This is a genomic window from Chryseobacterium sp. G0201, from assembly GCF_003815655.1.
In the GTDB taxonomy this organism is placed as follows: Bacteria; Bacteroidota; Bacteroidia; order Flavobacteriales; family Weeksellaceae; genus Chryseobacterium.
This window is the reverse complement of the sequence record NZ_CP033917.1, coordinates 1,196,163-1,214,236: the sequence shown is the minus strand read 5'-3', so window position 1 is coordinate 1,214,236 and position 18,074 is coordinate 1,196,163. Positions and strand designations below refer to the sequence as shown.

Annotated in this window: 13 protein-coding genes; 10 read left to right on the top strand and 3 right to left on the bottom strand. The window is 34.4% G+C overall.

Going from position 1 to position 18,074, the window contains the following annotated elements; translation table 11 throughout:
• Nucleotides 1–18: 18 nt before the first annotated feature.
• A complete protein-coding gene (locus EG348_RS05355) occupies nucleotides 19–858 on the bottom strand; it encodes a DUF5694 domain-containing protein (protein WP_123981331.1) in 840 nt (279 codons plus the stop codon).
• Nucleotides 859–1,037: 179 nt separating this feature from the next.
• Here EG348_RS05355 and EG348_RS05350 point away from each other — a divergent pair, with 179 nt between their 5' ends.
• Together EG348_RS05350 and EG348_RS05345 are read left to right on the top strand one after the other, a co-directional pair.
• The gene (locus tag EG348_RS05350) at nucleotides 1,038–2,048 is read left to right on the top strand and encodes a sensor histidine kinase (RefSeq protein WP_123981329.1); all 1,011 of its coding nucleotides are present in this window, start codon (nucleotides 1,038–1,040) and stop codon (nucleotides 2,046–2,048) included.
• Nucleotides 2,041–2,727, top strand: a complete 687-nt coding sequence (locus EG348_RS05345; RefSeq protein WP_123981327.1) for a LytR/AlgR family response regulator transcription factor — start codon at nucleotides 2,041–2,043, stop codon at nucleotides 2,725–2,727. Before EG348_RS05350 ends, EG348_RS05345 begins: the two co-directional genes overlap by 8 nt.
• A gap of 52 nt (nucleotides 2,728–2,779) precedes the next feature.
• Here EG348_RS05345 and EG348_RS05340 read toward each other — a convergent pair whose 3' ends face one another.
• Entirely contained in the window at nucleotides 2,780–5,047 is a 2,268-nt protein-coding gene (locus EG348_RS05340) for an aconitate hydratase (protein WP_123981325.1), read from the bottom strand.
• A 319-nt stretch (nucleotides 5,048–5,366) separates the two neighbouring features.
• Complete coding sequence (locus EG348_RS05335; RefSeq protein WP_123981323.1) at nucleotides 5,367–8,150, bottom strand: bifunctional aconitate hydratase 2/2-methylisocitrate dehydratase; 2,784 nt, start codon at nucleotides 8,148–8,150, stop codon at nucleotides 5,367–5,369.
• A 469-nt stretch (nucleotides 8,151–8,619) separates the two neighbouring features.
• On the opposite strand from EG348_RS05335, the gene EG348_RS05330 reads away from it, so the two are divergent.
• The 8 genes from EG348_RS05330 (at nucleotide 8,620) to EG348_RS05295 (ending at nucleotide 18,049) form a co-directional block, all read left to right on the top strand.
• The gene (locus tag EG348_RS05330; RefSeq protein ID WP_228414835.1) at nucleotides 8,620–9,390 is read left to right on the top strand and encodes a WG repeat-containing protein; all 771 of its coding nucleotides are present in this window, start codon (nucleotides 8,620–8,622) and stop codon (nucleotides 9,388–9,390) included.
• Nucleotides 9,391–9,686: 296 nt separating this feature from the next.
• The gene (locus EG348_RS05325; protein ID WP_123981319.1) at nucleotides 9,687–11,792 is read left to right on the top strand and encodes a TonB-dependent receptor; all 2,106 of its coding nucleotides are present in this window, start codon (nucleotides 9,687–9,689) and stop codon (nucleotides 11,790–11,792) included.
• Between the two features lie 151 nt (nucleotides 11,793–11,943).
• Nucleotides 11,944–12,708 (top strand): hypothetical protein, encoded by a 765-nt coding sequence (locus EG348_RS05320; RefSeq protein WP_123981317.1) that lies wholly within the window; start codon nucleotides 11,944–11,946, stop codon nucleotides 12,706–12,708.
• The gene (locus EG348_RS05315) at nucleotides 12,696–13,235 is read left to right on the top strand and encodes an acyl-CoA thioesterase (RefSeq protein WP_123981315.1); all 540 of its coding nucleotides are present in this window, start codon (nucleotides 12,696–12,698) and stop codon (nucleotides 13,233–13,235) included. The genes EG348_RS05320 and EG348_RS05315 overlap by 13 nt, the downstream gene beginning before the upstream one ends.
• Nucleotides 13,236–13,382: 147 nt before the next feature.
• Entirely contained in the window at nucleotides 13,383–14,312 is a 930-nt protein-coding gene (locus EG348_RS05310; RefSeq protein ID WP_123981313.1) for a 2-hydroxyacid dehydrogenase, read from the top strand.
• Nucleotides 14,313–14,552: 240 nt separating this feature from the next.
• A complete protein-coding gene (locus tag EG348_RS05305; RefSeq protein ID WP_123981311.1) occupies nucleotides 14,553–15,812 on the top strand; it encodes a serine hydrolase domain-containing protein in 1,260 nt (419 codons plus the stop codon).
• Nucleotides 15,813–15,837: 25 nt separating this feature from the next.
• Nucleotides 15,838–17,583, top strand: a complete 1,746-nt coding sequence (locus EG348_RS05300) for an Ig-like domain-containing protein (protein WP_123981309.1) — start codon at nucleotides 15,838–15,840, stop codon at nucleotides 17,581–17,583.
• A 7-nt stretch (nucleotides 17,584–17,590) separates the two neighbouring features.
• Nucleotides 17,591–18,049, top strand: coding sequence for a heme-binding domain-containing protein (locus tag EG348_RS05295; protein WP_123981307.1), 459 nt, complete (start codon nucleotides 17,591–17,593; stop codon nucleotides 18,047–18,049).
• The last annotated feature ends 25 nt before the right edge of the window (nucleotides 18,050–18,074 follow it).

Below are 18,074 nucleotides of genomic sequence, written 5' to 3'. Positions count from 1 at the left end.
AAAAAAGTTTTTTTCTATTTATTTAAGATTAGAAAACTCTACATATTCATATTCTGGAGAGGAGGTGAATAACTGTCTTAATACTGATGCGTGGCCATTTCCGGCGATAACAAGTATTCTGTCTTCAGCATTGTGAGGGATATTTTGGATATTTCTGAACATTCTCAGATTTCTGTTATACCAATATAAAGAAAGCATGTCTGCTCCATCGTGGTCTCTCAATTTGAAATCTCCGGTAAGATAAGCGCCATATTCATATTGATGAAATTCTTTGCTATTCATATATTTAAAACTTTCAAGAATAGATTTGAAGTTTTTAGGTTCTGTACTCTTGAAAAAAACGGTATATTGATTTGATATCGCATCATTACTCTGAAAATCATAGTCTTTGCTAATTGCATTGAAATAGGCAGAATCTTGCTTTCCATATCTTTTTTCGAGATCATCAGAAATAGATGATGCGTCTATACTGAAAAGCTCATTGATCTTGAGTTCGTTGGCGATACGAATGGCAAGCTGATAACGCTCATCTCTTTTATCTCTGTATTTCCCTTCGCTGTATTCTTTTAATTTTTGGTTAGCGTTCCATTTTGGCCATGCTTCGATAGCTATTTTTGTAGGTTTAAACTTTTTAATGTATTCCACAAGTTCGGTTACTTCTTTAGCTGTTTTAGGCGAAAGTACATCTACTTGATCACTTTTTTCTGTTTTATGAGCATCAAGATTAGGATAATCAAAATGGAATGATCCTACGATCAAAACTTTAGTTTTAGGATTATTAAAATACTCTGATGGTTTTTTCTGTGCTGAAACAAAAGTGGAGAAGCATACAAGTAGGCTATAGATCAATGTTTTCATAATTATTATTGTTAGTTATTTTATTTTTGATGATTCAAAGGTAGATCTAGGGGGAAATCTATGAAATAGTGTTTAGACGAAGTCTTTATTTATCGGGATTAAAAAATTTTCGTCGGAGAAAAGCAGTCGTTCATCGGAAATTAGCGCCCTTAATTTAACAGATATCCTATTTTTGCTTTATGAAAGCGAACAAACTTATTTTTCTGCATATTTTCTTTTGGGGTATTTATATTATAGGATCGGTTCTTATTCCCTATTTTGTATTTCATACGGAGAGAATTATTCTTAATATTACTTTCTTTCTCACGAGTTTTATTTGCTTTTATGTAAACTATTTTTTTGTAGCTCCAAACTTTTTTGATGCAAGTAAATGGTATAAATCTGTAATTGCATTTTTGCTAAGTGCTTCGTGTTTTGTCCTTGTTCGATATTCTGTGGAAGAGATCTTGTTGCCTGCAACAGTTGGATTCAGAAATTACAAGGAAGGAACCAATTTCGGATTTTACTTTTTCGATAATATTTTCTACAGCAGTACTACGATTTTTATCAGTACTACTTTTTGGTTTTTTAAATACTTTGTTGATGTAGAAAAAGAGAAAGCAGAACTAATTGAGGCCAGAAAAACAGCAGAACTACAGGCTTTAAAAACACAAATCAATCCACATTTTATTTTTAATTCTTTAAATAATATTTATTCTCTAGTTTATCAAAAATCTGATAAGGCGTTACCCGCAATTGAAGAATTAAGCCAGTTGTTGAGGTACAGTACCAAAGATCTGGAAAAAGATGTAATTACTTTAGATAAAGAAATTGGATACATTGACAGCTTAACGGCTCTTGAAAAATTACGATTAAAAAAGCCTGAATTATTAACTGTTGAAAAAAATATCAATCATCCTAAATTGAATATTTCACCGATGATTTTAGTTCCGTTCGTAGAAAATGCTTTTAAACATGGAGATTTTCGTGAAAAAGGATTTGATATGAAACTTTCTGATGACAACCAGATCTTACATTTTTATCTTTTAAATTTTAAAAAAGATAGAATGAAAGATTCAACATCAGGAATCGGGATTGATAATGTGAAAAAAAGACTGGAAATTTTATATCCAAAAAAACACGAATTGAATATCAATGAGTCTGAAACCGAATTTGTTGTAGATTTAAAAATTGATTTACGAAATGAATAAAATTAAATGTATTGTTGTAGACGATGAGCCATTAGCTATTTCGTTATTAGGAAGTTATGTACAGAAAATTCCTTTTTTTGAATTGGTTTTTTCTACTGAAAATCCTATCGAAGCTTTAGATTTTATTCAAAATAATGAAGTTGATCTGGTTTTTCTCGATATTCAAATGCCTGAACTGACGGGAATTAATTTTATGAAAATTGTTGGAGATAAATTAAAATATATCTTAACAACCGCCTATTCCGAATATGCGCTGGAAGGGTACGAACACAATATTGTCGATTATCTTTTAAAGCCGGTTTCTTTTGAACGTTTTTATAAAAGTGCTTTGAAAGCTCAGGAACGTTTTTCTTTTAATGAAGATAAAGCAGATTCCCATTTCTTTGTAAAATCTTCCGGACAGCAGCACAGAATCAATTTTGAGGACATTCTTTATATAGAAAGCATTAAAGATTATGTGAATATTAAAACGGCAAATCAGGAATATATTGTTTTAGATACTTTGAAATCTCTTGAACAGCAACTTTCCGAGTTTTCTTTTGCCCGTATTCATAAATCGTTTATCATTAATTTAGATCAAATTAAAAGCATCGCCGCGAAAAAAATAATATTGTCTTCTGAACATGAAATCCCGATAGGAGACAGTTACAGAACAAATTTTTTAAGCAAACTCAAATAAAAAAGCAACTTCAATTGAAGTTGCTTTGTCGATGTATTAATTAATCTAACAATTAATTTTCCTGTCTTTTGATTAAGTTTAGTGCAGAACCAGCCTTAAACCAATCAATCTGCTGATCGTTATATGTATGATTTGCCATAATAACGTCTTTCGTTCCGTCTGCATGTACAAACTCTAAAGAAAGTTGTTTTCCTGGTGCGAATTGATCTAAATCTAAGAAGTTAACCGTGTCATCTTCCTTGATTTTATCATAATCAGCCTCATTAGCGAAAGTTAATCCTAACATTCCCTGTTTTTTAAGGTTTGTTTCATGGATTCTCGCGAATGATTTTACCAATACAGCTTTTACGCCAAGGTGTCTTGGTTCCATGGCAGCATGCTCTCTTGAAGAACCTTCACCATAGTTTTGATCTCCAACAACGATTGTAGGGATTCCCGCGGCTTTGTAAGCTCTTTGTACAGCAGGAACTTCACTGTATTCACCCGTTAATTCATTTTTAACGCGGTTTGTTTCCATGTTATAAGCGTTTACAGCTCCGATCAACATGTTGTTTGAAATGTTATCAAGGTGACCTCTGTATTTCAACCATGGTCCCGCCATAGAAATGTGGTCGGTTGTACATTTTCCGAAAGCTTTAATTAAAACTTTAGCACCTTCAATGTTTTTTCCATCCCAAGCCGGGAATTCTTCTAATAACTGAAGTCTGTCTGATGTAGGGCTTACCTTTACAACAACAGAAGATCCGTCCTCAGATGGAGCCTGGTATCCGTTGTCATCTACCGCAAAACCTTTTGCAGGTAATTCAAACCCTTGAGGTTCGTTTAATCTTATCTGTTCTCCAGATTCGTTGGTTAATGTATCTGTGATTGGATTAAAGTCTAATCTTCCAGAGATTGCAATAGCAGCTACCATTTCAGGAGAAGCTACAAATGCATGAGTATTTGGGTTACCATCTGCTCTTTTCGCAAAGTTTCTGTTGAAAGAGTGAATAATTGAGTTTTTCTCTCCTTTTTCAGAACCTTCTCTGTCCCATTGTCCGATACAAGGTCCGCAAGCGTTCGTAAAGATTCTTGCGTTTTCAAATTTTCTGAAAGAATCTAAGAAACCGTCTCTTTCTGCCGTGAATTTCACTTGCTCAGAACCTGGGTTGATTCCTAAAATAGCTTTAGGTTTAACACCTTTAGCAACAGCGTCTTCAACGATAGAAGCAGCTCTTGAAAGGTCTTCATAAGAAGAGTTCGTACAAGAACCGATCAATGCCCATTCTACTTCGATAGGCCATCCGTTTGCTTCAGCTTTAGCTTTAAATTCAGAAACCGGAGTCGCCAAATCCGGAGTAAAAGGTCCGTTTAAGTGGGGAGCCAATTCAGAAAGGTTGATCTCGATTACTTGATCGAAATATTGTTCTGGATTTGCATACACTTCAGCATCACCCGTTAAGTGTTCAGCAACTTTGTCAGCTGCATCTACAACGTCCTGTCTTCCTGTAGAAGCAAGATATCTTCTCATAGAATCATCATATCCGAAAGTTGAAGTGGTAGCTCCAATTTCAGCACCCATGTTACAGATTGTACCTTTTCCTGTTGCAGATAAAGATTGAGCACCCTCTCCGAAATATTCAACGATACATCCTGTTCCACCTTTTACAGTAAGGATTCCAGCAACTTTTAGGATAACATCTTTTGCGGAAGTCCAGCCAGACATTTTACCTGTTAACTTAACACCGATTAATTTAGGCATTTTAAGTTCCCAAGCCATTCCAGCCATTACGTCTACTGCATCAGCACCACCAACCCCGATAGCAACCATTCCTAAACCTCCTGCGTTTACCGTGTGAGAGTCAGTTCCGATCATCATACCTCCCGGGAATGCATAGTTTTCTAATACAACCTGGTGAATAATCCCAGCTCCCGGCTTCCAGAAACCGATTCCATATTTATCACAAACCGAACCCAAGAAATTGAAAACTTCTGAATTCTTATTAAGACCTTCCTGTAAATCTGCCTGTGCACCTACTCTCGCCTGAATCAAGTGATCGGCGTGAGCAGTTGAAGGAACAGCTACTTTTGCTTTTCCTGCCTGCATAAATTGTAAAAGCGCCATCTGCGCAGTTGCATCCTGCATCGCTACTCTGTCCGGTGCGAAATCTACGTAAGAGTTTCCTCTTTCATGTGCTGATGTAGCATTACCTTCCCATAAGTGGGTATAAAGGATTTTTTCTGAAAGGGTAAGAGGTTTTCCCACGATTTGTCTTGCCGCAGCAATTCTTTCCGGGTAACGCTCGTACACTTTTTTGATCATGTCAATGTCGAAAGTCATATCTGTTTTAATTTTTCTTTTTCTATAAATTTTTTCCGGTCTTTAATTTTAAATTAAGAATGGAAAATTTTCTCAAATACTAACCATCAAATACTATTCCTACCATCTATAAAATGGCATAAATAAGATGTATAATTAATATTTTTAATACCTATCAAGTTAAGGAAAAAATAATTTTTGAGTCATTGACATAGGTTAAAATAATATTAAAGACTCTTAAATGGAAAGGTTCTAAATAAAAAAAGAAAGATTTTAATCCAATGGACTAAAATCTTTCTTATATAAGTTAAAACGGTCTTTCGACTATATCTTAATTGTATTAGTGAGCGCTTGTACTTGTCAGTTCTTTAATTGAAGGGACAAAAGTTGTAAGGTCAATCCCTTCAACAGCTGTTTTGTACTCGTCGATATTAGGAATTCTACCCATGATCGCAGAAAGTACAACAACCGGAGTTGAAGCCAATAAAGACTCTCCTTTTTTACGTTCAGAATCTTCCACAACTCTTCCTTGGAAAAGACGGGTAGAAGTTGCTAAAACAGTGTCTCCCTTTTCAGCTTTTTCCTGATTACCCATACAAAGGTTACATCCCGGACGCTCAAGGTACATCATGTTTTCGTATTGTGTACGAGCTTCACCTTTTGGAGTGTTGTCGTTAAATTCGAAACCTGAATATTTTTCTAGGAATTCCCAATCTCCTTCAGCTTTTAATTCATCAATGATATTGTAAGTAGGAGCAGCCACCACTAATGGAGCAAGGAATTCTACTTTACCATTTTGCTTTTCAATATTTCTAAGCATTTGAGAAACGATTTTTAAATCTCCTTTGTGAACCATACAAGATCCAACAAATCCAAGGTCTACTTTTTTCTCACCTCCGTAATACGTAAGGTCTCTGATGGTATCATGAGTATATCTCTTCGAAACATCATCATTGTTTACATCCGGGTCAGCAATCATTGGCTCAACGATTTGATCAAGATCTACAACAACTTCAGCGTAATATTTAGCATTCGAATCCGGAGTAAGAGCTGGTTTTTCACCTGATCTTATTTCCTCGATTCTCTTATTAGCTTTATTAATTAATCCTTGAAGAACCTGGTTGTGATTATCCATTCCTTTGTTGATCATGATTTGGATTCTGCTCTTAGCAATTTCCAATGATTCGATCAAAGTATCGTCTTCAGAGATACAGATAGAAGCTTTTGCTTTCATTTCTGCCGTCCAGTCTGTAAATGTAAATGCCTGATCAGCAGGAAGTGTTCCGATGTGAACCTCAATAATTCTACCTTGGAATACGTTTTCACCATCAAATTGCTTCAACATCTGAGCCTGAGTTGCGTGAACCACATCACGGAAATCCATGTGCTCCTTCATGTTTCCTTTGAAAGTCACTTTCACAGATTCAGGGATTGGCATTGAAGCCTCACCTGTTGCTAAAGCTAATGCTACCGTTCCAGAGTCAGCTCCGAAAGCTACCCCTTTAGACATTCTTGTGTGAGAGTCACCACCTATGATGATAGCCCATTCGTCAATCGTAATATCGTTAAGAACTTTGTGAATAACGTCTGTCATTGCATGATATTCACCTTTCGGGTCACGTGCTGTGATTACTCCGAAATCATTCATGAATTTCATTAATTTAGGAATGTTCGTCTGAGCTTTTTTATCCCAAACTGAAGCAGTATGACATCCTGACTGATAAGCTCCGTCAACGATTGGAGAAATTACAGTTGCAGCCATAGATTCCAATTCCTGAGCGGTCATCAAACCTGTCGTATCCTGAGAACCAACAATGTTTACTTCTACACGAACATCAGAACCTGCGTGTAATAATTTACCTTCAGTAACACCAACAGCATTTCTGTTAAAGATTTTTTCAACTGCAGTAAGACCTTGTCCTTCGATAGAAATTTCTTTAGAAGGAGCAAAAACAAGAGGCGTTTCAATTCCTAGAAGTTTTGCAGCAAATGTTTGTAATTTTTTACCAAATACGATGGCATAAGAACCACTCGCTTTGATGAATTCTAATTTTTGAGGAGTAAATGATTTTGAAATATCTTTCAATTCTTTATCTCCGTTATATAATTTCTTTTCTTTAGTATTGATCGTTAAAACTGTTCCTGTAGCTACAGAATAAGCTTCTTCTAAAACGATGTCACCATTCTCGTTACGAACAGGATTTCCGTTTTCGTCTAATTTTTTTACCCAGTTCTGAAGGTCAATTCCGATACCTCCTGTTACGTCAACTGTAGTAAGAAAGATCGGAGAAATACCATTTGTTCCCCCAACAATCGGAGCAATATTTACAAATGGAATATATGGGCTTGCTTGTTTACCAGTCCATAAAGCCACGTTGTTTACACCTGACATTCTTGATGAGCCTACACCCATCGTACCTTTTTCAGCGATAAGCATTACGCTTGCATCAGGATGTTGAGCCTGTAAAGCTTTAATTTCTTCCTGCGCCTGAGGAGTGATCATACATTTACCATGCAATTCACGGTCTGATCTTGAGTGCGCCTGATTTCCCGGAGAAAGTAAATCTGTTGAGATATCACCTTCACCAGCGATGAATGTCACTACTTTAATTTCTTCAGCAACTTCCGGAAGTTTCGTGAAGAACTCAGCTTTTGCGTAGCTGTCAATTAATTCTTTTGCGATTTCGTTACCGCTATTGAATGCTTCCTTTAGACGGTTAGTATCCGCATCATAAAGGTAAACCTGTGTCTTAAGAACGTTTGCTGCTTCTTTGGCAATAGAAATATCATTACCTAAAGCTAAATCTAGCAATACTTCAATTGAAGGACCTCCCTTCATGTGAGATAATAATTCGAAGGCAAAAGCAGGAGATATTTCTTCTACAACTGATTCACCCAGAATGATTTCTTTTAAAAATTGAGCTTTTACACCTGCCGCACTAGTCGTTCCGGGTAGAGTGTTGTAAATGAAAAATTTAAGAGAATCCGATCGATATTCGTTATCTGAATCTTTAATTTGAGTAATAATTTCGCTTAGTAAATCTGCACCATCAATTGGCTTTGGATGAAGCCCCTGGTTCTTTCTTTCTTCAATCTCTTTGATGTAATCCTTATAAATATTCATATAGAAGTCTTTTCAATGTTAAAGTAGATTATAAACAGTTGCTATTACTGCTATTTCTTCTTTATTAGTCTATCTAAAATACAATTAATTTTATCTTAAACTATTGCATTGTTGATAGATAATACCGATTAGAGTAAAATCAACATAACCTACATCTTTGTTTTAAAAATGTGAGATAATATTCACTGCCAAATGTGAGTATAAAGGACTTTTTTGAAAGTGTAAGTGGCTTACCTGTAATCTGTCTTGCCGCAAAAACCCTCTTTGGGTAACGTTTCTGAAATTTTTTGATCATAATAACATCAAAAGTTATATCTTAAAAACGTTTTAAAAATTATCAAACAATTAAAAATGTTCCCAAAATTACGAATTTTTACTATTTTATGAAGATGATATTATTTAGATTCTTTATAAATATGAGTTTTATAATATCTATTTTTGGTTGTATTTTTGCAAGCAAATGGTGAATATGAAAAAAGTAGTTAATTTTCTTGGTGTATTTATTTCGATTTTCATTTTTTCTCAGACAAAATCTGTGAAGAAAAATCCTGTGAAAATTGGTTCAAAGGTTGTGGTTAAAAAGGCATCTCCAAAACCTAAGTCTAATCCGGATCTTGTTATAATTAATAAAGATATTCCTGTTTTAATTCCACAAAAGAAAGATGGGAAATTTGGGTATGTTAATCAGAAAGGAAAATTTATCATCCAGCCGGAATATCATATTGCTGTATTTTTTGCTGAGGATTGCAATCTTTTAAATTCTCCAAACGAAAAAATCAGAAAATTCGGAACTAAAGAATATGCGACAGTTGAAAAAGATTTAATATCATACAGAGTTGATAATACAGGAAAAAGAGTCTATCAGTTCAAAGATACTGATCTTGGGCAATGTAAATACGGAGATTATAAGCAGCAATTGTATCAAGCTTATATTTTAAACGGTTTTTACGGAATCATTGAAAAATCAAGATTTGTAAATGCTGCTGATTACCGCGACTATCAAATTTATCCTCAATATCAATATTTATACATTCTGGAAGGCGATGATGTTGCTGATCCAATGATCATAGCTTCACAAAATGATAAATTTGGTGTGATTGATGTTAATAATAAAGTAATTATTCCTTTCGAATATTCGAATATCAAGAGAAACTTTAGCTGGAAGCTGGGAAAAATGTTTGATGTTACGAAAGACAGTATCAATTACTATTATATTGATGCTCATAATAAAGCGTACTAATGCTGGAGGCTTGAAGCAGTAAGTAATAAGCTTATTTTAAATATTAAAAATCTGTTCCAGAAGGTAAAATTTATATCTCGTATATTTTTTGTAATTTTGCGGCTGAAATAAAGGGGTGCTGTAACAAGCTGAGATTATACCCAATGAACCTGGAACGGATAATGCTGTTTAGGGAAATTAAAAATGAGCAATAAGTAATAGATAATGAGTAATTATCAAAGTATTACTGATCACCAATTACTCATTATTCATCATAATCCGCCCCTTTTATTCATTAAATTTTAAAAATTTATAGAATGAAAGGATTATTTTTTTTAGGGCTTACCGTTGGCTCTTTTGCTTTTATACAAGCACAAAATACAGATTCCTTAAAAATAAAGGAAATTGAAGCAATCAACTTTACCAAAAGACTTCCTGTTGCTAAGGAAATCATCAATGTTCAGAAAGATTTAGACAGTAAAAATCTTGGACAGGATCTTCCAATGCTTCTTAAAAATCAAACATCAATTATTTCGACTTCCGATGCCGGAAATGGAGTAGGATACACGGGTTTTAGAATTCGTGGTGTTGCCGGAAGAGGAATTAATGTTATGATGAATGGCGTCCCGTTCAATGATTCTGAAAGTCAGGGAACATTTTTCGTCAACGTTCCTGATTTGACGAGTTCTGCTTCACAAATAGTGATCCAGAGAGGTGTCGGGACTTCCAATAACGGAGTTTCTGCTTTTGGAGCGAGTATTAATGTGATTTCTAAAGATCCTGAAGAGAAGTTTTATTTTAAAACAGATGACAGTTACGGATCATTCAATACATATAAATACTCTGCTGAGGTTGGTTCAGGAAAATTCTGGAAAAACCGACTTTCTGTGATGGGAAGATACACGAATATTCACTCTGACGGATATATCGACAGAGCTTCGTCCGATCTTCATTCCTACAACTTTACGGCACTTTTCGAAGAAGGAAAAACGAGAATTCGTTTGATGGCTTTTGGAGGTAAAGAAAAAACGTACCAAGCGTGGAATGGAATAGACAGGAAAACCTGGGAAACAGATCCAAAATTCAATGCATCAGGAGCAATTTATGATGCGAATTGGGAGAAAATTGTAGGATTTTACGATAATGAAACAGATAATTACAGACAAAACCATTATCAGTTACTTTGGGAACAGGGAATTAATGATCACTGGAATTTAGAAACAACCTTACACTACACAAAAGGTAAAGGATATTACGAAAATTACAAACAGGGAGATCCTTTTGCGAGATACAATTTACCTGATTTTAATGGTGAAGAATATTCAGATTTTATCAGAAAAAAATGGTTAAATAATGATTTTTACGGAGTTGTTTCAACATTGTACGGAAAGTATGAGAATTTAGATCTAAATTTTGGAGCGGTTGCCAATCAATATTACGGAAGACATTTCGGAAATGTAACAGGTGTATTTTTGCCTCAGATCAATGAAAGCGAATATTACAGAAACCGTTCTGTGAAAAGCGAAGTTTCAGGTTTTGCAAAGGCTTTGTTTAAAGTGAATAATTTTGAATTCTTCGGAGATTTACAGCTTAGAAATATCGATTATGATATTAAAATTCTTAAAGATGGCGATGGTGAAGGTGGAAATTTAACCAAAAACTGGCTGTTCTTCAATCCAAAAGCCGGAGTGAATTATAGAATCGGCAACGGGAAAGTCTTTTTATCTTACGCCCACGCTCAACGTGAGCCGAATAGAGATGATTTAACTGCCGATAATAATGTAAAAGCTGAAAAACTTCATGATTTTGAAGCCGGATTAGAAAAACAATTTGGGATTTTATCCGTGACGGCCAACGTATATTATATGTATTACGTTAATCAATTGGTTCTAAATGGCGAATTGAATAATGTCGGCGCTTTTATCAGAACAAATTCAGGAGAAAGTTACAGAAGAGGAATTGAAATCGGAGCGTTGGCGAAACTTTCCAAACAATGGGAAATCTCAGGAAATGTAAGTTTAAGTCAGAACAGAAATCAGGATTTTAAAATAGAAAATGAAGCATTGATAAGAGATCTTGGAAATACGCAAATCTCTTTTTCACCGGATGTTATTGCTAATTTAGGGTTGAAATTTAATCCAAATAAAAACTTCCAGTTTGCATTGATGAATCAATATGTTGGAAAACAATATTTAGACAACACAGAAGATAAAAATTTACAGTTGAAAGATTATCTTTTGACAGATTTTAATGCTCAATATCAATTCAAAATAGCAAACAACGATGTGGCGCTGAAATTATTGGTAAATAATATTTTCAATAAAAAATATGTGAATAATGGAGCCGTTTACGACGGTGAACCTTACTATTTTTCGCAAGCAGGGACTAATTTTATGTTCGGAATAAGCTGGAAAATTCAATAGTAAATACATAAAAATAGAGCATAATTGTTTTCAATAATTCAATAATGATATTTTATCAAGTAATATTAGATTTTAGAGACTGTTTCGGCAGTCTTTTTTATGTGAATAAATCATCTAAAAAGTCATGGAAAAGTTATAAATTTGCCATCAAATGAATATTTCAGCTTACATTTTAGAATATCTGAAACAATTTGGTACTGTTACAGTTCCAAGCTTTGGTGTATTTTCTTTAGAGAATTCTAAAGCAATTATCAACTCCGAAAACGGAAGCATTCTTCCTCCTGCGAGTCAGATCGCTTTTAGTCCTGACTTTGAAATCCAATCTGATGAATTAATCAATTTTATTGCAGATCAAAAGCAAATGTCTTTTGATGCTTCTAAAACTGATTTAAAGATCCAGACCGATTTTTGGAAGAAAAAACTTCAGGCGGAGCAAACCTTAGAAATTCAGAATCTCGGAACGATCTTTATTGAAGAAGGTCAGACTCATTTTAAAGGCAAGAGAATAGAATCCGGGCATCCCGATTTTTACGGCTTGGAAGAGATCAAATTTTCCGATATTAAAACAAAGGATAAATCAGTTGTTTCTGAAAAATCCGGAAAAGATTACAAATTCAGTAAATCACTACTTTGGATCTTTTTAATCGTTATTCCAGTTTTAGGGATCGTTTATCTTGCTTTCACGAATCAGGAACTCCTTTTTGGAAAAGAGTCTTTCAAACAGGAAAAGGATTCTATTAAAATCAATGCAACAGTTTCTGTCTACGTAAAAGATACCGTAAAAGTAGATTCTACACAGATGAAGCTTGCAGATTCTTTGAAGACTTTGAAAAAGGATTCAATTGTTAAACCTGTTGAAAAAGGTATTCAGACTCCAACAACCCCAAACAAGACTAAGGCTACATGGCAAAAATAAAAAAAGCGTCAGAATCTCTGACCATTATGACAAACATCGTTCTTCCTAACGAAACCAACTCTTTAAGAAATCTTTTTGGTGGCGAATTATTGGCAAAAATGGATCGTTGTGCATCTATTTCTGCAGCGAGACATTGCGAAAGAAGAGTGGTTACAGCTTCTGTAAATCATGTTTCTTTCAACCATCCGATTCCTGAAGGTGGAATTGTGATCTTAGAATCTAAAGTTTCAAGAGCATTTTCAACTTCTATGGAGGTTTATGTTGATGTTTGGTTGGATGATCCTATCAGTCAGAAAAAAACGCATACGAATGCAGGAATCTATACTTTCGTTGCGGTGGATGAATTCAATCGCCCAATTCCGATTCCGGAAATGATTCCGGAAAGTGAAGAAGAAAAAGAAAGATTTGCCGCTGCATTCCGTAGAAAAGAATTATCATTGATTCTTTCAGGAAGAATGAAGCCATTGGAATCTGTAGAATTGAAAAAATTATTCCAGGAACCAGTGGAACCGGAAACTGACAAATAATAAATTAAGTTTAAACAAAATATAATTGCTTTTAATCTTTGCTAAATATCACACAAAATATTTACGGGATTAAAAGCATTTTTCCTTTACTTAAATATAAAGATTCATTTATATCTGAATCTCTAAATCTTTTAATATTATTTAAAAATGAAGATCCTACTTTTAGATAAAAACCATCCTCTTATCACCGAGCAGCTTTTAGCAAAAAACTTTATTTTGGAAGAAGATTTTACTTCGTCTTACGATGAGGTTTGTGCTAAGATTGAAAACTACGACGGAGTTATTATCAGAAGCCGAATTCCTTTAGATAAAAACTTTTTGGAGAAAGGTAAAAACCTGAAATTCATCGCTAGAGTAGGAGCGGGAATGGAAAATATTGATATTCCTGTTGCTGACAAATTGGGTATTCAATTAATCAATTCTCCCGAAGGGAACAGAGATTCAGTTGCCGAGCATGTTGTCGGAATGTTATTGATCTTAATGAACCGACTTTTCATTGCATCCCAAGAAGTGAAGAACGGAATTTGGTTGCGTGAAGAAAATCGTGGTGATGAATTATTAGGTAAAACTGTTGGTTTAATAGGCTACGGAAACATGGGAAAAGCAACAGCGAAAAGACTTTCAGGTTTTGGCTGTAAAGTGATTTTTCATGATATTTTGCCTAACCTTTCTGATGAATATGCCACACAGGTTTCTTTAGAAGAATTAAAAGAAAAAGCTGAGGTTTTAAGTCTGCATATTCCTTTGACGGAGTTGTCTTATTATTTAATTGACGGACCGTTTATTTCTGATATGAAAAATGATTTCTATTTCGTAAATACAGCGAGGGGAAAAAACATAGAAACTAAAAGCTTAGTTGAAGCTTTGAAGTCCGGAAAGGTAAAAGGAGCCTGTCTCGATGTTTTGGAATATGAAAAGTCTTCTTTCGAAAATTTAGAAGTCGATAATGAAGATTTGAAATACCTTTTAAACTCTGAAAAGGTAATCGTTACACCTCATATTGCTGGTTGGACGCATCAAAGCAAAGAAAAACTGGCGCAGGTTATTGTTGATAAAATTATTGCTCAGTTTGCTTAAATAAATCTTGTTGAGATTCTTCGACTTCGCTCAGCATGACATCGCTACAACTATTCTGTTAAAAGTAAACGGTTACTATTAGAAATGTCATGCTGAGCGAAGTCGAAGCATCTCAATAGAAAGTTGTCATTTTACAATTTCACGATTTTGCTCTAGTTTATGTTAAATAATTCATAATTTACAGCAAGAATTCAATATTTATTTTGAGTTTTATTAAATTGCCGCTCATTTTCGAAACTCATGAAGAAGCGTAACTTTGTACTTATTTTAGCTGTTTTTTTACTTATTTTTTCCTGTAAAAAAAAATCCGAATCTAAAGAATCTGTATCTGAAAATACAACTAATCTTCCTAATTACGGAAGTGTAGATCTTGATAATGTTTTTACAAAAGGAGACGGACAGCTTTCCGACAAAGCTTCTCTTGTTCGCTATATCGATCAGTATTACAAAAAGATTTGGGAAGGTAGCGACCTTAGTGGCGGAATATTAGTAGCAAAAGGTGACGATATTTTGTATGAAAATTACAGAGGTTTCGGAAGAGAAGGCAACCAAATGCCGATCGATAAAAATACACCTTTGCATGTAGCTTCAGTTTCAAAAACATTGACGGCGATGGCGATGATGAAATTAATTGAAGCCGGAAAAATAAAATTTACAGATCATTTGACCCAATTTTTTCCGGGATTTCCTTATCCGAATGTGACGGTTCAGACGTTGTTGGATCAAAGAAGCGGTCTCCCAAAGTATGAATATTTTATTGCTAAAATTCCACCGACATCACCTGAACTTGCAAAACCTTATATTACCAATCAGGATGTATTAAATATGATCATTAAATACAAACCTGAATTGGCAAGAGATACCGACACCGGTTTCATGTACTGCAACACCAATTTTGCGTTACTGGCTTTGTTAATCGAGAAAGTTACAAAAACTCCTTTTCCACAGGCAATGAAAGAAATGGTTTTTGAGCCTTTAAAAATGAAAAACAGTTACATTTTCCAGGAAAAAGACATTCCTACAGCGTCACAGTCTTTCTATTATGGAGGAAACAAATTATATCCTTTAGACAGATTAGATCTTATTTATGGGGATAAAAATGTCTACACAACGCCCAGAGATCTTTATAATTTCTCAAAAGCAATGTTCTCAAAAGACTTCTTAAAACCTGAATTAATGGCAATGGTTTTTGCTCCTTACAGTAATGAAAAAGCAGGAATGAATAATTATGGATTAGGATTCAGAATGAAGATTTTTGATAACGGAGAGAAATTGACTTACCATAACGGTTGGTGGCACGGAACAAATTCTGTTTTTGCTCATTTATTAAAATCAAAAGTAACTATTGTGGCGATTGGGAATAAATATTCAAACAAAGTGTATACAGCGCTTGCTTTATCCGGCTTATTTGAAGATTTTCCGGTGCAGAAAGATAAGCTTCACAGTGTGATGAATGACAATAAAGATTCTTTAAATGGCGGGCAGGATGTTACAGAATAATGTTTACTTTTGCTTAAACATATTCATGAAAAGACTTCTTCTCTTATTTATTATAGGTTTTCTTTTGCAATCGTGCGCAAGAGTGGGCTCTCCAGTTGGTGGGCCTAAAGATTCTCTGGCTCCAAAATTTTTAAGTTCAAATATTGATACGACAAGGATCAATGTTTCAAGAGATATTCGCGAACTGCGTCTTGATTTTGATGAATATATCACGCTGAAAGACATCAATAAAAATCTGATTATTTCGCCGCCAATTAAAAATATCAAGCGTATTTTGCCTTCAAATATTGCTAATAAATATGTTCTGATCCAATGGACGGATACTTTACAGGCCAATACAACCTATAATTTCAACTTCGGAAACTCTATTGTTGATAATAATGAAGCCAATATTCTTCGCTATTTCAATTTTGCATTTTCCACGGGAGAAAAACTGGATGATTTGTATATCAGTGGTGAAGTAAAAGATGCCTTAGCTATAAAAAAACAATCTGAAAGCGCTGAAAATAAACTTGTTGTAGGATTATATCAGGTAAAAGACACCATTAATTATAAACAAAAGCCTTACTATATCACAAAAGTTGATACTGATGGTTATTATGAACTGAATTATCTGTCGCCTGGCAAATATAAGATTATCGCTTTTGAAGATGAGAACGGAAACTCAATGTATGATCCCGGAAAAGAGAAAGTTGGTTTCCAGAAAGATGCAGTAGATGTTGAAAAATCTATTTCTGGATTAAATTTAAAAGTATCTCCTTCTAAAAAGGCTCTAAAATACGGTGAAATGAAAGAAATGCCGGGCGGAATTTTAATGACATTCGAGGGAAATCCAACAGATGTTAAAGTTCTTTCAATCAATGATAAACTTCAGGATATAAAAGTCACTCATCGACCAAAATCAGATTCTATCAATATCTGGTTTGATGCTGCAGCTCAAAAAGTGGGACAAGGAACAACAGAAAACCTGAAGTTCAGTTATGATGTTGATAACAAAAAGGATACAGTTTCTGTTTTTTACAAGCAGAATGCTAAAAATGAAATGCAAATTTCTAATACCGATGGTGGTTTGCTACCTCCAAAAACAGATTTCAAGATCACTTCAAATTATATTATCGATAAGATAAATCCTGAAAAATGGGTGTTGAAAAGCGACAGTTTAACCACTCAAGACTTTACGGCTAAGATTTCTGAAACCAATCCGTATCAGATTTTAATTAAATCAGATTTTATCGCAGGAAAAAAATATCAACTGACGGTTCCAAAGACAACGGTTTCTTCATTTTATGCTAAAAATTCGGAATCAAAACGTTTTGATTTTGAAGCCGACAAAGTTGAAAATTATGGTAATTTGACATTAAAACTTGAAAATGCACCAGCTACAAGTTATTGGGTTCAGTTATTAGATGCATCAGAGAAAATTGTTTATCAAAATTATACAAAAGGAAGTGAGGTGAAATTTGACATCTTAAAACCTGCTGAATACATCGTCCGGATATTGGTTGATAATAATGAAAATAAATATTGGGATGAATCTGATTTCTTAAATGAAGTTTTTGCTGAAGATTCTTATGTGTTTTACAAACTCGCTGTCATCAGACCGCTGTGGGAAACCAATGAAACCTGGGATTTGAAAGATACAAGAACACTTGAAAGTCCTAAAACAACGACTCCGAAATCATCAACACCTTTTCCAAACGCACCTGTAAAACAAGATGCAAATAACCGTGAGTTAAAATCAGGAGGTGCTGTTTTGACTCCTGTGAAGTAAGAAAATTATGAAGACGTTTAAAAAAATTGTGTTTTGGAGTTTGGTGACCTTTGCTATCATTCAGTTTATTCCGATCGATAGGGTTAATAAACCGGTAAATCATGCTGTGAATTTTGTTGATGCTAAAAAGACTCCGCAAAAGATCATAGATTTGATAAAAGGAGCTTGTTATGACTGTCATTCCAACGAAACGGTTTATCCTAAATATGCTTATATCGCTCCGATTTCATGGTCTGTGAAAAGCCATATTAATGAAGGAAGAGAACGTCTTAATTTTTCTATTTGGGGAACTTATAACAAAGAATTGAAAGAAAACATGCTGAGCAGAGCTGCAGAAACTGTTCAGAACAGGATGATGCCAATGCCCGGATATATTGTTTATCATAAAGAAGCCAACCTTTCTGATGCGGAAAGAAAGCTTATTGGTTCTTACTTTGAGGAAATGCTCAAGAACAAATCGTATTAATTTAATTCAAAAAAAACTCTCGCAG

Excerpts from the sequence above, each read along its gene's own strand:
- EG348_RS05355 (WP_123981331.1), bottom strand. The coding sequence starts at position 858 with ATGAAAACATTGATCTATAGCCTACTTGTATGCTTCTCCACTTTTGTT.
- EG348_RS05350 (WP_123981329.1), top strand. The coding sequence starts at position 1,038 with ATGAAAGCGAACAAACTTATTTTTCTGCATATTTTCTTTTGGGGTATT.
- EG348_RS05345 (WP_123981327.1), top strand. The coding sequence starts at position 2,041 with ATGAATAAAATTAAATGTATTGTTGTAGACGATGAGCCATTAGCTATT.
- EG348_RS05340 (WP_123981325.1), bottom strand. The coding sequence starts at position 5,047 with ATGACTTTCGACATTGACATGATCAAAAAAGTGTACGAGCGTTACCCG.
- EG348_RS05335 (WP_123981323.1), bottom strand. The coding sequence starts at position 8,150 with ATGAATATTTATAAGGATTACATCAAAGAGATTGAAGAAAGAAAGAAC.
- EG348_RS05330 (WP_228414835.1), top strand. The coding sequence starts at position 8,620 with ATGAAAAAAGTAGTTAATTTTCTTGGTGTATTTATTTCGATTTTCATT.
- EG348_RS05325 (WP_123981319.1), top strand. The coding sequence starts at position 9,687 with ATGAAAGGATTATTTTTTTTAGGGCTTACCGTTGGCTCTTTTGCTTTT.
- EG348_RS05320 (WP_123981317.1), top strand. The coding sequence starts at position 11,944 with ATGAATATTTCAGCTTACATTTTAGAATATCTGAAACAATTTGGTACT.
- EG348_RS05315 (WP_123981315.1), top strand. The coding sequence starts at position 12,696 with ATGGCAAAAATAAAAAAAGCGTCAGAATCTCTGACCATTATGACAAAC.
- EG348_RS05310 (WP_123981313.1), top strand. The coding sequence starts at position 13,383 with ATGAAGATCCTACTTTTAGATAAAAACCATCCTCTTATCACCGAGCAG.
- EG348_RS05305 (WP_123981311.1), top strand. The coding sequence starts at position 14,553 with ATGAAGAAGCGTAACTTTGTACTTATTTTAGCTGTTTTTTTACTTATT.
- EG348_RS05300 (WP_123981309.1), top strand. The coding sequence starts at position 15,838 with ATGAAAAGACTTCTTCTCTTATTTATTATAGGTTTTCTTTTGCAATCG.
- EG348_RS05295 (WP_123981307.1), top strand. The coding sequence starts at position 17,591 with ATGAAGACGTTTAAAAAAATTGTGTTTTGGAGTTTGGTGACCTTTGCT.